This is a genomic window from Methylobacterium sp. Leaf113, from assembly GCF_001423325.1.
In the GTDB taxonomy this organism is placed as follows: Bacteria; Pseudomonadota; Alphaproteobacteria; order Rhizobiales; family Beijerinckiaceae; genus Methylobacterium.
In genome coordinates this window covers 125,436-141,912 of the sequence record NZ_LMNJ01000003.1, presented here as the reverse complement: position 1 = coordinate 141,912, position 16,477 = coordinate 125,436, and the positions used below count along the sequence as shown (strand labels likewise).

The 16,477-nt window shown below is 69.8% G+C and carries 15 protein-coding genes; 7 read left to right on the top strand and 8 right to left on the bottom strand.

Going from position 1 to position 16,477, the window contains the following annotated elements; genetic code table 11:
• Nucleotides 1-114 precede the first annotated feature (114 nt).
• Nucleotides 115-543 (bottom strand): PilZ domain-containing protein, encoded by a 429-nt coding sequence (locus tag ASF60_RS04275; protein WP_244478321.1) that lies wholly within the window; start codon nucleotides 541-543, stop codon nucleotides 115-117.
• A 417-nt stretch (nucleotides 544-960) separates the two neighbouring features.
• Here ASF60_RS04275 and ykgO point away from each other — a divergent pair, with 417 nt between their 5' ends.
• From ykgO to ASF60_RS04260, 3 genes are all read left to right on the top strand, one after another.
• Nucleotides 961-1,086, top strand: coding sequence for a type B 50S ribosomal protein L36 (ykgO, locus tag ASF60_RS04270; RefSeq protein ID WP_055886195.1), 126 nt, complete (start codon nucleotides 961-963; stop codon nucleotides 1,084-1,086).
• Nucleotides 1,087-1,164: 78 nt separating this feature from the next.
• Nucleotides 1,165-1,770 (top strand): tetratricopeptide repeat protein, encoded by a 606-nt coding sequence (locus tag ASF60_RS04265; RefSeq protein WP_156633848.1) that lies wholly within the window; start codon nucleotides 1,165-1,167, stop codon nucleotides 1,768-1,770.
• 5 nt (nucleotides 1,771-1,775) lie between these two features.
• Nucleotides 1,776-2,756: an alpha/beta fold hydrolase gene (locus ASF60_RS04260; protein ID WP_056180873.1), complete on the top strand. Its 981-nt coding sequence runs from the start codon at nucleotides 1,776-1,778 to the stop codon at nucleotides 2,754-2,756.
• A gap of 45 nt (nucleotides 2,757-2,801) precedes the next feature.
• Here ASF60_RS04260 and pyk read toward each other — a convergent pair whose 3' ends face one another.
• The gene (gene pyk / locus ASF60_RS04255; RefSeq protein ID WP_056180953.1) at nucleotides 2,802-4,238 is read right to left on the bottom strand and encodes a pyruvate kinase; all 1,437 of its coding nucleotides are present in this window, start codon (nucleotides 4,236-4,238) and stop codon (nucleotides 2,802-2,804) included.
• Nucleotides 4,239-5,418: 1,180 nt separating this feature from the next.
• Here pyk and aqpZ point away from each other — a divergent pair.
• Nucleotides 5,419-6,159: an aquaporin Z gene (aqpZ, locus tag ASF60_RS04250; RefSeq protein ID WP_056180871.1), complete on the top strand. Its 741-nt coding sequence runs from the start codon at nucleotides 5,419-5,421 to the stop codon at nucleotides 6,157-6,159.
• A gap of 183 nt (nucleotides 6,160-6,342) precedes the next feature.
• On the opposite strand, the gene ASF60_RS04245 is transcribed toward aqpZ, so the two are convergent.
• Together ASF60_RS04245 and ASF60_RS04240 are read right to left on the bottom strand one after the other, a co-directional pair.
• Entirely contained in the window at nucleotides 6,343-6,789 is a 447-nt protein-coding gene (locus ASF60_RS04245) for a DUF1036 domain-containing protein (RefSeq protein WP_056180951.1), read from the bottom strand.
• A gap of 229 nt (nucleotides 6,790-7,018) precedes the next feature.
• Nucleotides 7,019-8,350 carry a glycerate kinase type-2 family protein gene (locus ASF60_RS04240; protein ID WP_056180867.1) on the bottom strand — a complete coding sequence of 444 codons (1,332 nt, stop codon included), beginning with the start codon at nucleotides 8,348-8,350 and terminating at the stop codon, nucleotides 7,019-7,021.
• Nucleotides 8,351-8,628: 278 nt separating this feature from the next.
• Between ASF60_RS04240 and ASF60_RS04235 the strand changes: the two genes are divergently transcribed.
• The 3 genes from ASF60_RS04235 (at nucleotide 8,629) to ASF60_RS04225 (ending at nucleotide 10,083) form a co-directional block, all read left to right on the top strand.
• Nucleotides 8,629-9,375 carry an N-formylglutamate amidohydrolase gene (locus ASF60_RS04235; RefSeq protein WP_056180864.1) on the top strand — a complete coding sequence of 249 codons (747 nt, stop codon included), beginning with the start codon at nucleotides 8,629-8,631 and terminating at the stop codon, nucleotides 9,373-9,375.
• 51 nt (nucleotides 9,376-9,426) lie between these two features.
• The gene (locus ASF60_RS04230; RefSeq protein WP_056180861.1) at nucleotides 9,427-9,735 is read left to right on the top strand and encodes a DUF1244 domain-containing protein; all 309 of its coding nucleotides are present in this window, start codon (nucleotides 9,427-9,429) and stop codon (nucleotides 9,733-9,735) included.
• A gap of 81 nt (nucleotides 9,736-9,816) precedes the next feature.
• Entirely contained in the window at nucleotides 9,817-10,083 is a 267-nt protein-coding gene (locus tag ASF60_RS04225; protein WP_056180857.1) for a DUF2312 domain-containing protein, read from the top strand.
• A 10-nt stretch (nucleotides 10,084-10,093) separates the two neighbouring features.
• On the opposite strand, the gene ASF60_RS24255 is transcribed toward ASF60_RS04225, so the two are convergent.
• From ASF60_RS24255 to ASF60_RS04210, 4 genes are all read right to left on the bottom strand, one after another.
• Nucleotides 10,094-10,255, bottom strand: coding sequence for a hypothetical protein (locus ASF60_RS24255; protein ID WP_156633846.1), 162 nt, complete (start codon nucleotides 10,253-10,255; stop codon nucleotides 10,094-10,096).
• A gap of 562 nt (nucleotides 10,256-10,817) precedes the next feature.
• Nucleotides 10,818-12,323 carry a DUF882 domain-containing protein gene (locus ASF60_RS04220; RefSeq protein WP_056180854.1) on the bottom strand — a complete coding sequence of 502 codons (1,506 nt, stop codon included), beginning with the start codon at nucleotides 12,321-12,323 and terminating at the stop codon, nucleotides 10,818-10,820.
• Between the two features lie 303 nt (nucleotides 12,324-12,626).
• The gene (locus tag ASF60_RS04215; RefSeq protein WP_056180852.1) at nucleotides 12,627-14,732 is read right to left on the bottom strand and encodes a L,D-transpeptidase family protein; all 2,106 of its coding nucleotides are present in this window, start codon (nucleotides 14,730-14,732) and stop codon (nucleotides 12,627-12,629) included.
• Between the two features lie 194 nt (nucleotides 14,733-14,926).
• Nucleotides 14,927-16,420, bottom strand: a complete 1,494-nt coding sequence (locus ASF60_RS04210) for a sigma-54-dependent transcriptional regulator (protein ID WP_056180849.1) — start codon at nucleotides 16,418-16,420, stop codon at nucleotides 14,927-14,929.
• Nucleotides 16,421-16,477: the final 57 nt, after the last annotated feature.

Below are 16,477 nucleotides of genomic sequence, written 5' to 3'. Positions count from 1 at the left end.
GAACGAGGAAACCCCGTCCTGCTCTGGCAGGCGGGGTTTTTCGCTTTGAACCGCCCTTGCGCAGGAGGGTCTGACGCCAGAGGGAGACAGGTGTAACTCAGGCGGGCTCGGAGCTTAGAAAGCCGAAATCCCGCGCTTGCGGGACGGAACGCCGAGCCCGCCGCCATCGGGAACGGCTGCCTGTGTCGTCGGTTCGGACGTCACCGGGACAGGCTGAGCAACAGGGGCTGTTGCGGCGGCTGCGGAAGGAACCTTGCCGACGCGCTCGATGCGGACCCCGACATAGTCGCCCCGCCGCCAGGCGACCCGGACGAGGCACAGAAAATCCCGGCCGATGATCCGCAGCATGAAGACCGGTGGAAGGTCCTGCTTGGCCCCGATGCAGATCCGGGCGCCGGATTTCGAGACGTCCTTGACGGTGCAGGGAATCTCGGTCCCGTCCCGGAACCGGATGGTGGCGATCCAATTGGTCGGGCTGCGCTCCTCGCGGCGCGGTACCGGCGCGTCCTGAGCCTGCTCCGAATGCTCCATGTCGGTCGTCAAAGCCCCATCTCCGCGATCGGCTCGCGCTCGAATTCTATAGGGCCGAGACTCTTTACAGATGGATAGTGTTTCTCGGGCAATGCCGGTTTGACTGCGCGGGAAACGGCTCTCCCTTCACGTTTTCGCGAAACCCGAAATCGAAAGGCTTGACGATGGTCATCCGCAGCGGGCGAGCGTCCCGGCCTTTCGAAGTGCAAGTGACGGACGGATCTGGTTTCCCTGACAGCCCAATCGAGCGCTACAAGCGCGGAGATGCGGCGGAAGCGCCCCAGGAGCCTTGCCTTGCCGGCGCGAATCCTGATAAGGCAACCGCCTTTCCGCGATGCATCGACACATCGCCGAGGCCGCCGTCAGGTGCCTCGTTCCCGAGACCCTATGGACAGGCGGCGGGCTGATCGCTCGACCGACGTGAGACCGATGAAGATTCGCAACTCCCTCAAGTCCCTCCGCGGCCGTCATCGCGACAACCAGATCGTGCGTCGCAAGGGCCGTGTCTACATCATCAACAAGACGCAGAAGCGCTTCAAGGCCCGTCAGGGCTGAAGGGTTCGCTGCCGCCCCCGACGGGACGCGGCAAGCGCGCACGTTGACGTGGCGATGCGGGGCGAGGAAGCTCCGCCCATGTCGCCACACGATCCCGCCCGATCCTGCCTGAGAGCCGCGCTTGTCGCGGCTTTCTGCGTTCTCTCCGTGCCGCTCGTCCGGGCGGCTCCGGTCCGGGAGGCGGCGAAGCCGGAGAAGAGCCAGCCGCTTTCCCTGGACGACCTCTATGCTCGCCTGAAGGCCGCCGGCGACGATGCCGAGGCCAAGGGCGTCGCCCGCCTGATCGAGCAGCGGCTGGGCCGGTCCGGCAGCGCCACTGCCGACCTTCTCACGGAGCGGGCCCGGCAGGCGATGTCCGGCCAGGATCTTCCGCTGGCGATCGAGCTGATGGACCGGGCGACGACCCTGGAGCCCGGCTGGTCCGAGGGCTGGAATCGGCGCGCGACAGTGTTCTGGATGCTGTCCGATCCGTCGGCGGCCATCGCCGACCTCCAGCGTACGCTCGTTCTGGAGCCGCGCCACTTCGAGGCCTGGGCGGCCCTGGGGCGGATCTACCAGAGCCTCGATGACAAGGGCCGTGCCCTGGAGGCATTCCGGCGGGCATCGGCCCTTTATCCCCGCATGGACCGGCTCCAGACCGCCATCGACCGCTTGGCGCCCGACGTCGACGGTCGCGACCTGTAGCCCCCATGTTCCTCCTCAAGCTGATCGCCGGTCTCCTGGCCGGCGGCCTCGTGCTGGCGCTGATCGCGGCCGGCATCACCCTGCTGATCTCGGCGCGCATCGATGCGCGCTATCCGCCGGCTGGCCCCTTCGTGGCGGTGACGGGCGGCCGCATCGCCACGATCCAGGCCGGCCCGAATCCCTCGGCGCGGGGCACCGTGGTGCTGCTGCACGGGGCCTCGGCCAATGCGGCCGATCCGATGACAGATCTCGGCCGGCGCCTCGCCGCCGAGGGGTTCCGGGTGGTGGCCCTCGACCGGCCGGGCTTCGGCTGGAGCGACCGCCCTGGCGGCAGCGCCCTGGCGACGCCGCGGGCGCAGGCCGCCGTGATCGCGGAGGCGCTGGCGAATCTCGGCATCGGCCCCGCCCTCGTGCTCGGCCATTCCTGGTCCGGAGCGCTGGCGACCGCCCTGGCCCTCGATCATCCGGATCGCGTTTCGGGGCTCGTCCTGGTGTCGCCGGCGGTGATGCCGCTGCCCGAGATGGGGCCGATCCCCTGGTACTACCGCCTCGCCCTGGTCCCGCCGGTGACGTGGCTGCTGAGCCGGACCGTCGCCACGCCGGTCGGTCTCTATTACTTGGGACCGGCCGGGCAATCGGTGTTCAAGCCGCAGAGCGCGCCGCCGGACTACCTGGAGGCCAGCCGCGCCGCCCTCGTCCTGCGACCGGCGACGATGCTGGCCAATGTCCAGGACCTGATGGCGCTGCCGGCCGCGCTCCAGCAGCAGAGCGCCGCCTACGGGCGCATCGCGGTACCGACCGTGATCGTCACCGGCGACCGCGACGCCATCGTCCCGGCCGAGCGGCATGCCCGTCCGCTGGCCAGGCTCATCCCGGGCGCACGGCTCGTGGAGCTGGCCGGCGTCGGCCATATGGTCCATGCGGTGGCCACGGAGGCAGTCGTCGACGAGGTGGTCCGCCTCTCCGAATCCGTCACCACCCACTGAGCCGCGCCGCCGCAACGAACCGGCGGCGCGGCTCCGTCGCGAACCTCACGCCTTGGCGGCGTGCTCGCGGGTCACGAAGGCGATACGCACCAGATTGGTGGCGCCCGGCGTCCCGAACGGCACGCCCGCCACCACGATGATGCGGCCGCCGATCTCGGCGAAGTTTTCGCGCACCGCGAACTTGGCGGCGCGGAACGCCATGTCGTCCACGTCGCTGGCGTCCTTGGTGACGATCGGGTGCGTGCCCCAGCACAGGGCGAGGCGCCGGGCCGTCTCGCGCTTCGGGGTCAGCGCGATGATCGTCGCATTGGGCCGCGAGCGCGCGAGACGCAGGGCGGTCGAGCCGGAATGCGTCCAGGCCATGATCGCCGTAAGGTTGAGGGCGTCGACCATCTGGTGCGCCGCCGCCGCGATCGCGTCCGAGGCGGTGGCGTCGGGCTCCGAGCGCTGGGCCGTCAGGATGGTCCAGTACAGGGCGTCGCGCTCGACCTGCTCGGCGATCCGGCTCATCATCGAGATCGCCTCGATGGGGAACGAACCCGATGCGCTCTCGGCCGAGAGCATCACCGCGTCGGCCCCCTCGTAGACGGCGGTGGCGACGTCGGAGACCTCGGCGCGGGTCGGCACCGGGGCGGTGATCATCGATTCGAGCATCTGGGTCGCGACCACGACCGGCTTGCCCATACGGCGCGAGGCGCGGGTGATGCGCTTCTGCACGCCGGGCACCTGCTCCAGGGGCATCTCGACGCCGAGATCGCCGCGCGCCACCATCAGGCCGTCGGAGATCTCGATGATCTCCTCGAGCCGGGTCAGGGCCTGCGGCTTCTCGATCTTGGCCATGATGAGCGCCCGGCCGGCCGCGACCTTCTTCACCTCGGCCACGTCCTCGGGACGCTGCACGAACGAGACGGCGATCCAGTCGGCGCCCGCCGCGAGGCCGGCTTCAAGGTCGCCGCGGTCCTTCTCGGTCATGGCGGCGACCGGGATCACGGTGTCGGGGAGAGAGACGCCCTTGCGGTTCGAGATCCGGCCGCCGACCTCGACGCGGGTCACGGCGCGGCCCTCGGACACCTCCGTTACGGTCAGCCGCAGCTTGCCGTCGTCGATGATGACCACGTGGCCCGGCTCCAGTGCGGAGAGGATCTCCGGATGGGGCAGGAACACCCGCGACACGTCGCCGGGGGTCGGGTCGCTGTCGAGCACGAAGGTGGCGCCGTTCGCCAGCATCGCCGCACCCTCGGCGAAGGCCGCCACGCGCAGCTTCGGTCCCTGGAGATCGACCAGGATCGCGATCGGGTGCTTCAGCTCCCGCTCGATCGTGCGGATCACCTCGATCTTCTCGGGCAGCTTTTCCCGGGGCAAATGGCTCATGTTGAGGCGGAAGACGTCCGCGCCGGCGCGAAACAGCTTCTCGATCATCTCCGGCGTATCGGAGGCGGGACCCAGGGTCGCGATGATCTTGGTGCGGCGTGAGCGTTTCACTGTGGTCTCCATCCCCGAAATCAGGCCTCGCCGGTTTCGGACGACCGGCGTTGAGCGAAGGGCCACAAGCACCGATGGGGCCGGCGCGTCAAGAACGCCGGGCCGCCCCCGACCCCCGTCCAGGGGGTCGCGATGCGCTGCCGGCATGCGCGCGCGGCCCCGCCGCCGATCCCGGCGCGGGGTTTCACCGACGCGGGAGACGCGGGACGCCGCGAAACCACGAAGGGAAAACGAAGCCGGTCTCCCGGCGTCCCTGGGCGCGGCCCCGAAGGGTCGAACCTGTCACGTCACGGCGTCCTCTACGGCGTCGGCGACTCGGCTTATGGCGGCCCTCCTCCACGGTCCGTCGCCCCCTATTGGAAGGCGGCGGCCCCTGGCGGCCGGCTGATCATGGCCCACGGCCCCGTACCCGCCTCGTAGTGGGCGGGTCGTCCGTTGTCTGGAGGTGCCCCAGGTTTGCGGGTCCGGCCTGAAGAGGCCCAACCCGCGCCGAGACACCCTGCGTCGCGCGGCGCTGCCCGGGGCGATGGCGAAACCGGGCCATCGGCGCGGGCGCCGTCTCGTCCTCCCAAACCCCTCGACCCGGTCCGCCGAAGGGCCTCCCGTCGGGGGGAGGCGAGTGGCGGCAGGAAAGCACGAAATAGGAATATTGTCAATATTTTTGTGGATGGACATTCGACGTTCTGCGCGGCCCTCCGCGCCCGGATTCACGACAGCCGGACTGCTGAAACGAGGACTTCGACGCGCGGTCTTGCCGGAACGGACCGGGATGGTATCGGACTTCAGGTCCCGACATCGGCCGCACGATTGCAAGATTCGGCATCCTTTCAGCTTGATTCGTCTCAGTATCGGCTGTGCTCATACCCGCCGGCGTTTCCCGAAAACCATGCTGATCGGCGAAGCTGTGAGCTGGGCTTAAAATGACCAGTACATTTTGACTGCGACGCTTTGCTCATGATCCGTCGAGCATATCAGCCCAATAATCAGGCACGGCAGCGATCGGCTGCCAAAATATTCACAGCAGCGACAATTGCCACCTCAACGGGCACATGCAACCTTCGCGCAAGGCGTTTCGGCCGATGCCGTCGTCGATAACTCGAACTCGCGCTTTGCCGACTGAAATCTTCAGTCCTGACCGATCGCGAGCACTTCGCGGACTCTTGCAGCGAAAGGTTTCAGGATGGATCACGATACCATGCGGCGCGCGACCGCCGAGTTCTTCGGCACCTTCTGGCTCACCTTCGGCGGCTGTGGCGCCGCCGTTCTGTCGGCTGCTTTCCCGGAACTCGGCATCGGCTTCCTTGGGGTGGCCTTCGCCTTCGGCCTCACCGTGCTGACCATGGCCTATGCGGTCGGGCACATCTCGGGCGGGCACTTCAACCCGGCCGTGACCCTCGGACTCTGGTCGGCCCACCGCTGCGCGAACCGGCACGTGCTGCCCTATATCGTCGCCCAGGTGATCGGCGCCGTCGTCGCGGCCGGCGTCCTCTACGTGATCGCGTCGGGCAAGGCCGGCTGGGTCCCGAACGGGTTCGCCTCGAACGGCTACGGTGATCTCAGCCCCGGCAAGTACGGTCTCGCCGCCTGCCTGATCATCGAATTCCTGACGACGTTCTTCTTCCTCTTCATCATTGTCGGCACGACCTCGAAGGGCGCCGCCACGGGCTTTGCCGGCATCCCCATCGGGTTTGCTCTCGTCCTCATCCACCTGATTTCGATCCCGGTGACCAACACCTCGGTCAACCCGGCCCGCAGCACCGGACCCGCGCTGTTCGCGGGCGGCGAGGCCGTGATGCAGTTGTGGCTGTTCTGGCTCGCGCCGATCGCAGGTGCGATCGCGGCCGGCGCCATGGCCCGGTGGCTGTACGAGCCCGCCGACACTGTCAACACGACCGTCGTCGAGAAGCGGGCGACAGCCTGAGGGCGAACCATGGCGAGCGAGCCCTGAGCCGGCCCGCGAGCCGGTGAGAACGATCCCCCGGCCCGGCGAACCTCTCAGGGTGGAGCTGGACGGGGGCTTATCGCCGCCGGGAGGGCGCCGGTGGCCCGAGCCGGAACGTCCGTTCCGGGGGCTCGCCGTTACGACACGGGCTTTGGCTGCCTGTCACGGCGTCGGCGTCACCGGCTGGTTGGGGTCGGTGAGCTGGATGGTCCAGCTCTTCTGCTCGCCGGTGTCGACCTCGTAGAAGCCGTTGCGGTCGAGACCCCGGGCGAGACAATCCTCGACGCCGCGGATCGTGAACTCACGGTCCTTGGTGCACATCAGCGAGCGACCGCTCCACTCGCCGCCGCGCGTGTAGTCGACCGCGTAGACGTAGTAGAACCGCGCCGCGAGGGCTCCCTTCACAAGCGTCTCGCAGACCTTGGGCGCGACGTCCCACCAGCCCTCCGTCACCCAGCCCTGCGGGTCGCGGTAGCCGAGCGCGATCCCGACCTTGCTGGCGGTCTGGTTGCACATGCGCAGGTCGGCGCGGGCCGGCACCGGCACGAGGATCGCCGCAAGGCACGTGACGGCGACCGTGCCAGCGACCGCGCGGGCGAGCCGGGCCAGCTGTCCGCCGCGTTGGTCGCCGTTTCCAGCCCGAAGCGCGGCAACCCAGGGCAGGACCCCGCCGGACGACGCCGCGACGCCGCTCCCTCTCCTGGAAGGAGAGGGCTGGGGTGAGGCGTGGGTCGTGTCCGGAGAATCCATACGCCTCACCCTGCCCCTCTCCGTCCAGGAGAGGGGACCCGAGGTGACCGTGGACCCATCGAAGACCCGGGACCGCCCGCCGGCGCACCTAGCCAACGAGGATGATGCGGCAATCGTTGACATTGGTGCGTGTCGGACCCGGCTGAACGAGGTCGCCGATGGTGGCGAAGAACTTCGTCGAATCGTTGTCGGCCAGCATCGCGGCGGGATCGAGCCCGGCGGCGCGGGCGCGGGCCAGCGTGGTCGGGTCGACCAGGCCGCCGGCCGGATCGGTCGCCTCGCCACGGCCGCCATCGGTGCCGTCGGTGTCGGCGGCGATGCCGAGGATGCCGGGGGCGCCGTCGAGCGCCAGGGCGAGCGCCAGGGCGTATTCCTGGTTCGGGCCGCCATGGCCTTCGCCCTTGATCGTGACCGTCAGTTCGCCGCCCGAGATGATGGCGACCTTGCGCCCGGCCGCCGCCATCTCGCGGGCCATGCCGGCGTGCTCGGCCGCGACCTCGCGGGCCTCGCCCTCGACGTCGGGTCCGAGCATCACCGGCTCGTAGCCGGCCGCGGCCGCCGCGGCCGCCGCGGCCTCCAGGGCGTCGATCGGCCGGGCGATGATGCGGTACTCGGCCCGGACGAAGGCGGGGTCGCCGGCCTTCGGAGTCTCGTTGAGGGGATCGTTGAGGAGCGCCTTGGCGGTCTCCGGCAGGGGGATGCCGCGCCGCTCGCAGATCGCGCGGGCATCGGCCAGAGTGGACGGGTCGGGTACGGTCGGGCCGGAGGCGATCACCGCCGGGTCGTCGTGCGGCACGTCGGAGACGGCGAGCGTCAGGATCGAGCGGGCGTTGCGCGCCATCATGGCGAGCCGGCCGCCCTTGATCCGCGACAGGTGCTTGCGCACGCAATTGATCTCGTTGATCGGCGCGCCCGAGCGCAGCAGGGCCTTGGTGATGGCCTGCTTCTCGGTGAGCGTCAGGTCGCCGGCCGGGGCGATCCAGTTGGCCGAGCCGCCGCCCGAGAGCAGCACCAGCACGTCGTCGTCCGGCCCCGCGTCGGCGGCGATCTTCAGGGTGTCGATGGTGGCGTCGATGCCGGCCTGGTCCGGCACCGGGTGTCCGGCCTCGACCATGCGGATCATCGGCGCCTCCTCGCCGTAGCCGTGGCGGGCGACCGCAAGGCCGACGATGCGGCTCGGATCGACGCCGTGCTCCTCCCGGTAGAACCGGCTCGCGACGGCCGCCATGCTGCCGCCGGCCTTGCCAGCACCCAGGATGATGAGGCGGCCCTGGCCGGGCGCCGGCAGGTGCGGCACGAGGCAGCGCGCCGGGTGGGCGGCGGCGATCGCCTCATCGAGGCAATGCAGGAGTAGGGCGCGGGCGGTCTCGGTCGAGTTGGAGCCGGTCGAATTGGAGTCGGTCGAGTTGGAGTCGGTCATGGCGTTTCCGTATTCCGGTGGTCGATCGCGAAGGCGGCCCGGTGGTTGTCCTCCGGATTGTTGTGCCCCCGGCATGGTGCCGGATTGTTGCCGTCGCGGCGCGATCCGCGATACGTGCTGTGCCCGACGCTCGCCGCCTCGGCAAGCCACGCATGACGGGTAAGCCGTGCGTGACGGCGCATCCCCCGCGATGCGGCCGGGGCCTTGCTTCCCGCCGGCGAAACCGGTGCCGTTCGTTCCAACGCCGCCGCCCGCGCTCAACCGGACCCTGCCTTCCCATGCAGCCACCGCATCCCGTCGAGACCATCCCGGGCGATCCCGCCCGGGGCCTGCTCCTGATCTGCGACCATGCCTCCAACCACGTTCCGGCCGACCTCGACCAGCTCGGGGTGCCGGAGCACGAATTCGCCCGCCACATCGCCTACGACATCGGCGCCGCCGCAGTGACGCGCCGGCTGGCGGCGGATCTCGGCGTGCCGGCGATCCTGACCCGGTTCTCGCGCCTGATCATCGATCCGAACCGGGGCCGGGCCGACCCGACCCTGGTGATGCGCCTCTCCGACGGGGCGGTGGTGCCGGGCAATGCCCGCATCGACGAGGACGGCAAGGCCGAGCGCATCCGGCGCTTCTACGCGCCCTTCGACGAAGCGATCGACGCCGGCATCGCCGAGGCCGAGGCCACCGGCAGGCGCCCGGCCATCGTCACCATCCACAGCTTCACGCCCTATTGGCGCGGCGTGCCCCGGCCCTGGGAGGTCGGCATCTTGTGGGACCGGGACGACCGCATGAGCGCGCCCCTGATCGCGGGCCTGCGCGCCGATCCGGCGGGGCTGACGGTGGGCGACAACGAGCCCTATGGCGGCGGCCTGCCCGGCGACACCATCGACCGTCACGCCATGGCGCGCGGGCTGCCGAACGCCCTGGTGGAGATCCGCCAGGATCTCATCGTCGGCGAGGCGGGACAGGCCGAATGGGCGACCCGCTTCGCGCGCCTGCTCCGGCCGATGCTGCCGATCGCCGCTTGACGGCGGGGCCGGGCCGCCCGACCTCAAGCCGACAAACGGAGACAGCGCACCATGACCGAGATCGACGCCGCCACCCGCACCGAACTCGAGGCCGCCGTGTTCCGGCGCCTCGTGGCCCATCTGCAGGCCCGGACCGACGTGCAGAACATCGACCTGATGAACATGGCCGGGTTCTGCCGCAACTGCCTGTCGAACTGGCTCAAGGACGCGGCCGAGGCCAAGGACCTGCCGATGAGCAAGGACGAGAGCCGGGAGGCGGTCTACGGCATGCCGTTCGCCGAGTGGAAGCGGCTGTACCAGTCGGACGCGTCCCCGGAGCAACAGGCGGCCTTCGCCAAGGCGGCGGCCGAGCCGCACTAAGGTCCCGGTAAGCTTGACGGCTTATCGAGGCGGTTCCGGCGCCCCGCACCGCGCCTCGCATGTCAGGGACTTGAAACCACCATGGCCGCATCCGCCGCACCCGCCGTCGACGCCTCCTCCGTCGCCGCCGACCAGCTGAAGAGCTTCATCGAGCGCATCGAGCGCCTCGAGGAGGAGAAGGCCGGCCTCGCCTCCGATATCAAGGACGTCTACGCCGAGGCCAAGGGCACCGGCTTCGACACCAAGGCCCTGCGCAAGATCATCTCCCTGCGCAAGAAGGACCATGCCGAGCGCCAGGAGGAAGAGGCGATCCTGGAGCTGTACATGCAGGCGCTCGGGATGGTCTGAGCCGGGACCGTCAGCGGAACAGGCGCAGACCGGCGCCGAGCAGGCCCAGCCCCGCGATCAGGAGCGTGCCGCCGGCCCATTCGAGGGCGACCCGGCGGCGCGGGTAGCTTTGCGCGACCAGCGCGAGGACGATCCCCGCCAGCAGGCACGTCGCGCTGATCGAAAACATCACGATCCCTGGTCCTCCGCACCGCCTGCAACGCCATCTCGCGAAAGACGGTTGCCAAATCCTCCCGATGTGAGGGATTCACACCTTGTCCCGAGCCAGCGGGGCGGCGTCATACACCATATGGGTGATGCGGGGGCGTTCCCCCCGTCCGGAAACTACGTATAGCGCCGGATCTCTCCAATTCTGCGCGGCGCTGGAGCCCGATAAATCGCAGTCGTTCGGATCAAGACTTGTCGAAGCGCCAAGCGCTGCTTCATCCGCGGGAGGCTGGCGGACTCGAGATCAGGAACGGTCAGGACACGGGTCCGACGCCCAAGGTCCGGTGTCGATGCCGTTGCTCACGTCCATCGCGGCGTGTCCGGCCGCCATCAGGACAGATCGCCTCGCCGAGACGGATACACACGGGGATCTCCCGTATTCCCACCGGATAACACCAGAACGGCATGGCGAAAGACTGTCCGGCGCCGACCACGGCACGCGGCGCCGACCGTTCCACATGCCCGGGCGGGACAGGGACGGAGCGAACTCCGCCCGTCCCGATCGTCCGATCGCGGACCGGACCCGGTCAGCGGGTGCCGGGAACGCCTCGGGTCGAGGACCCGGTGAAGCGGGTCGCGGCGAGGTCGTCGCCGGGGCTGCGAACCGAGAAGCGGGTGGCGACACCGGCCGGCCGCGCCACGACCGCACCGGGCGCGCCGTCGAGCTTGGCCTTCGCGTTCGCAAGCCTGACCGGCGCCGCGCGGCTGGCGGGCTCCGCGTCGGAAGCGGCGGCCGCGAACAGGGCGCGAAGTTGGGTGCGCGAATCGGCGTTGGCCGGCACCGGGATTGCCGCGGAGCGGCTCGGCGTGGACGAGGACGTCAGGTTGGCCATCCCGACGGCACCGAGGCTCGCCACCTGGACGGCCGGCCGCGACGGCGGCAGCGGCATGGTCAGGGCCGCGGTGACGGCCGCGAACTCCGCCGGACGCCGGGGCGGCAGCGGCAGGACGATAGTGGCCTTCGCGGGTTCGGAGGCAGCCGCATTCGGCGCTTCGGCAGTCAGCAGGCTCTGGGCGTCGCGTCCGTCGCGACGGAGGAGGGCGCCGTTGAGGGTCTCGTCGGCGGCGGGCGCCGCGTAGGCGAGGGCGGCGCGAGCCCCGACCGCATCCTCGGGGTCGGCGCTCGCGACGACGACGGGGGAGGGCTTCGCCCTCATTCGCTCGGACGTCCGGTCGGAGGCCTTGGCGGCAACCTGGACCGGCGGCGCGGTCTCCTGCGTGCGGCCACCGCCGAACAGGCTGGCGAAGAAGCCCTTGATGCTCGGGCCGTCATCCTCGTCCATCTGCGCCACTTCGGTGACGCCGAGCACGGTGCCGCCCCGCTGCAGGATTTCGGCCCGCGCCATCTCGTAGCCGGGGAGGGGGCGATTGTCGCTCGGCAGGTGGACGGTCTTGCCATCCGGAAACAGCCGGGCCAGCTGATCGTGGGTCATGCGCGGCCAGGACCGGACCGAGCCGACGTCGAGATGGACGAAGGGAGAGCCAGAGCGCGGATACCAGCCGACGCCGCCGCGCTGCATCCGCATGCCGATGGCGCGGATCTGATCGATCGACACGTCCGGCAGGTAGAAATCCATGGCCTTGCCGAGCATGTGCTGGCTGTACTCGGCCACCATCTTCGAACGCCGCCGCAGCATCGCGTTGGTGCCGGGTGAGCGATAGGCCGACACGACGTTGATCGGCTCCTGCGAGCCCACCGAACGATAGGCCTCCCACACCGTGTCGAAGAGGCGCGGGTCCATCTTGGTCGGCTCTTCCATGCGCCAGTCGCGCAGAAGCCAGTTCAACTGCTCCAGGGCGGCGCGGTCGTAGCGACCATCCCGCTTGAAGGTGACGGTCAGGCTTTCCTTCGTGTGGGTGTGATAGATCGAGAGGGTCCGGGTGTCGCCGTTGGCCACGGCATCCTGTGTACCACGGGTTCCGCCGACCACCGCGAGGCCGATGCCGGCCGCGATGACCGCGAGGCGCCGGAGACGCGCCGGAGCGGGGAAGCGTCGACGCGTGGTCTGACCGTGTCGCAGAAGCTTACCCACCGTTGTCTCACCCTCTCCCGATCGCATGCGGGGCACGGATCATGGTGAACGCAAGGTTGCCGAAAACCGTAAACGTCCGGTTATCGGGTCCTCGACGCGTCGTCGGTTCAGGCGTTAACGGCTAAGTCTCAACCGTGGCGAAATCGTGCCCGGCTGTGCGGAGACGCACACCCAGGCTTATGGTCCTGTCGTCGAGACTATTCGCCCGCGATGGGGATGACGTCGCCAAGATGTCGGCCGGTCGAAACGGTGCCGGCGCGGTCGATGAAACCCCGCTTCAGCATCGTCCCCGGCGCGTCGGGCCTACCACCAGCTGTTCAGGGGCCGGCCCGGACGCGGCGTCCACAGGTCGGGCTCGCCGAAATCGCCCGGAGCGCGGCCGGAATTCCCCCGCGCGGCCGATCCCGTCTCCGAGTTGACCTCGCGGACGCGCTGGCGCCGCGCCTCGGCCATCGGCTTCGGGGCGCCCGTGAGGGCGGGACCGGTCCGGCCGGTCACGGTCGGCTTCTGAGTGCCGCGACGTGCCTGATCCGGGCTCTTGCCCTCCTTCGCCTTGGCGACCAGGAGGCTGCCGGGGCTGAGGCCGAGGGCGATCTTCATGCGCGCATCGTAGCCGTAGAGATCCGGCAGGGTGCGCAGGCTCCCGGTCTCGTCCACCGATGCGGTGAAGTAGGCGAGGTGCACGGGCAGCTTCTCGGGCAGGCGGATCTGGCGCTCGCCCTTGCCGATGAGCTTCTTGAGGCGCTCGCTCGACCAGGCCTCGGGCAGGACCGCATCGGCGAAGCGGAAGGGGTCGTCGACGCGCACGCAGCCATGGCTGAGGGCGCGCTGGGACGACGAAAACAGGCTGCGGTTCGGTGTGTCGTGCAGGTAGACCGCATGGTTGTTCGGGAACATGAACTTGATGAACCCGAGGGCGTTGCGCTCGCCCGGCGGCTGGCGCACCGAGACGTTACCGTTGCGATAGACCACCTCGTAGCCGCGCCGCGCCGCGTAGTTCGGATCGCGGGCGAGCCCGGGCAGGAACTCGTTCTTCAGGATCGAGGGCGGCACGTTCCAGGACGGATTGACCACCGCGTATTCCATCATCCCGGAAAAGATCGGCGTCGGCGATTCCGTCTTGCCGACGATGACCCGCGCCTCATCCCGCTGCCGGCCGTCCCGGATCACCCGCAGGCGGAACTCGGGGATGTTGACCAGGACGTAGTCGCGGCCGAGGTCGGAGGGCAGCCAGCGCCAGCGCTCCATGTTGACGATCAGCGCGGCCTCGCCGGCATCGGGCCGGGCGGCGGAGTCCGGCCGGGCGAGCGCCGCCACGGTCTGCGGCGTCAGATGGCCGTTGGGTGCCAGACCGCGGGCGCGCTGGAAACCCGTGACGGCGGCGACCACCCGGGTATCGTAGGTCTGCGGATCGCCGGGACCGGCATCGAGGGTGCCGGCGGTCCGTGTCTCCAGGCCGAAGCGGGTGCGCAGGGCCGGCACCCGCGGATCGCTCATGCCGAGCTTCAGCACGGGACCGGGCGGCAGCTGTACGCTGGGGGCGGCCGGGGTCTCGCCGTGCCCGCGCAAGGTCGCCAGCCGCGCCTTGAGGGCGAGGTAGCCGGGCTGAGCCGGATTGTAGCCCTGCAGCAGCGCGCCGGCCTGGGTCCCCGCGGAGGCGATGCGGCCGAGGACCGCGTCGGGGGCGGGCAGGTCGAGGGTCGGGGTGATCAGCCGGGACAGGCTAGCGAGGTGGATGCGGCCGCCGCGCGCGTCGCGGGCGTAGAGCACCACCGCGGCCGACAGCTTCAGGTCGGCCTCGGCGATCTGTGCCTCGGTGGCGCCCTGCGTGCCGAGGACCGGTACCGGGTAGGCCGAGGAGGTGAGGCCGTCTTCGCCGGCGGCGGCGAGGCGGGCGGCGGCGGATTTGGCCGCCGGGGTCAGGGCGCCGTCGACGATCCAGACCGGCTTGAAGGCGCCCAGTGCGTAGAAGGCCTGGATGGCCTCGCGCTCCTTCGTGGAGAGGCGTGGCAGAAGCGGTGCCGGATCGAGGAGCCGTGCGGCGACGGCCGCCCCCTGGGGATCGGCGGGGAGGGGCGGCGGCGCCTCGGCGACCGGTGCGGACGCGGCGGCGTCGGGTGCGGATCCTGTCGATGGGGCCGCAACACCCGCCTGCGGCGCGGCCGGCTCGACCGCCGGGGCGGCCGCATCGACGGAGGCGTTTTTGACGACGGGCGCGTCGGCTGCTTCGGACGATTTGGCCTGGGCCGCTTCCGGCGGTTTGGCCTGAGCCGCTTCGGCCGATTTGGCCTGAGCCGTCACCTCATCGGAGGGCAGGGTCTGGGCCTGGGTCTGAGCCTGGGCCGTATAGCCGATGCAGCCCGCCAGCAGGGCGGACAGCGCAACGGAGGCGGAGCGCGAAACGCCCATGATGGCAACTCCTCAGGACCGACCCGGCAGGCCGATCGGATTAGGACAATCGGGCCAAGCGGGCGCGTGTGCAAATGCACCTGCGCCGGTGGGCCGTCCCGGGGCGATACGGGTGCATCGACCCGCACGCCATGTCGAGACCTCGGCCCGAGACCGCATCGTGCGGTCTCAAGCCGAGATTTCGGAGCAAGACCTCAGGCCGCGGCCTCGTCGGCCTTGTCGCCGTCCTCGAGGCCGAGGTCCTTGAGCTTGCGATAGAGGGTGGATCGGCCGATTCCGAGGCGGCGCGACACCTCGGACATGCGGCCGCGGTAATATTGCAGCGCGAACCGGATGATCTCCGCCTCCAGCCCTTCCATGGTCTTCATCTCGCCGGTCTCCTCGGCGACGAGGCTCATGGCGTGCGGATCGCGGACCTCGACCCGAACGATCTCGCGCACCGGTTCCGGGGCGCCGTGCTGCACCATCGGCTGCAGCGGAGCGGCGGGAATCCGGACGTCGAAGCCTTCGACCTGTGCGGCGATCTGCGGAAATTCCGACACCGTCAGCTCGTCGCCATCGGCCAGCACCACCGCCCGGAACAGCGCATTCTCCAACTGGCGGACATTGCCGGGCCAACCGTAACGGGTGAGCAGCGCCATCGCCTCGGGGGTGATGGCCCGGACGCGCTTGCCCTCTTCGGCGGCGAAGCGCGCGCAGAACGAGCGCACCAGATCGGGAATGTCCTCCCGGCGGGCGCGCAGGGGCGGCAGCGTCATGGGGAACACGTTGAGCCGGTAATACAGGTCCTCGCGGAAGCGGCCCTGCTTGACGAGATCGAGCAGCGAGCGGTTCGTCGCCGAGATCAGCCGGATGTCGACGCGCACGCTGCGCTTGCCGCCGACCGGATCGACCTCGCCTTCCTGCAGGGCGCGCAGAAGCTTGACCTGGGCGTCGAGCGGCAGTTCGCCGATCTCGTCGAGGAACAGCGTGCCGCCCGAGGCTTCGACGAACTTGCCGACGTGACGATCGGTGGCGCCGGTGAAGGCGCCCTTCTCGTGGCCGAACAGGGTGGATTCGACGAGGTTGTCGGGGATCGCGCCGCAATTGACGGTGACGAAGGCCTTGCCGCGCCGGTCGCCCGAGCCCTGGATCGCGCGGGCCAGCACTTCCTTGCCGACGCCGGATTCGCCCTCGATCAGGACCGGGATGTTCGATTTGGCCGAGCGCTCGGCGAGCCGGATCACCCGGTCCATGTCGGGGCTGCGCGAGGTCAGGTCCTTGAAGCTGAGGGCGCCGGAGGCGCGCCGGCGCATGCGGCGAACCTCTTCCTCGAGCTGATCGACCTTGAGGGCGTTCTTGATCGAGACCTGCAGCCGCTCGGCACCCGCCGGCTTGACCACGAAATCGACGGCGCCCGCCCGCATCGCCGTCACCACGGCATCGATTGAACCGTTCGAGGTCTGCACGATCACCGGAACGTCGAGGCCGGTCTTGCGCATCTCGGCCATCACCGCGAGGCCGTCGAGGCCGCCCGGCATGACGAGGTCGAGGAGCACCACGTCGATCGGATCGCCGGCGCGCAGGGTTTCGAGACCTTGCTCGCCGCTCTCGGCCACCTTGGCGTTGAAGCCGAGGCGCCGCACCATCGCCTCGGCGAGACGGCGCTGGACGGGATCATCGTCGACGATGAGGACCGTTGTCGACATGGGAGCGCCTCGCGTTTCGCAAGCGGAGGAGAGCGGGCGACACGGGTTCGCCCGGCT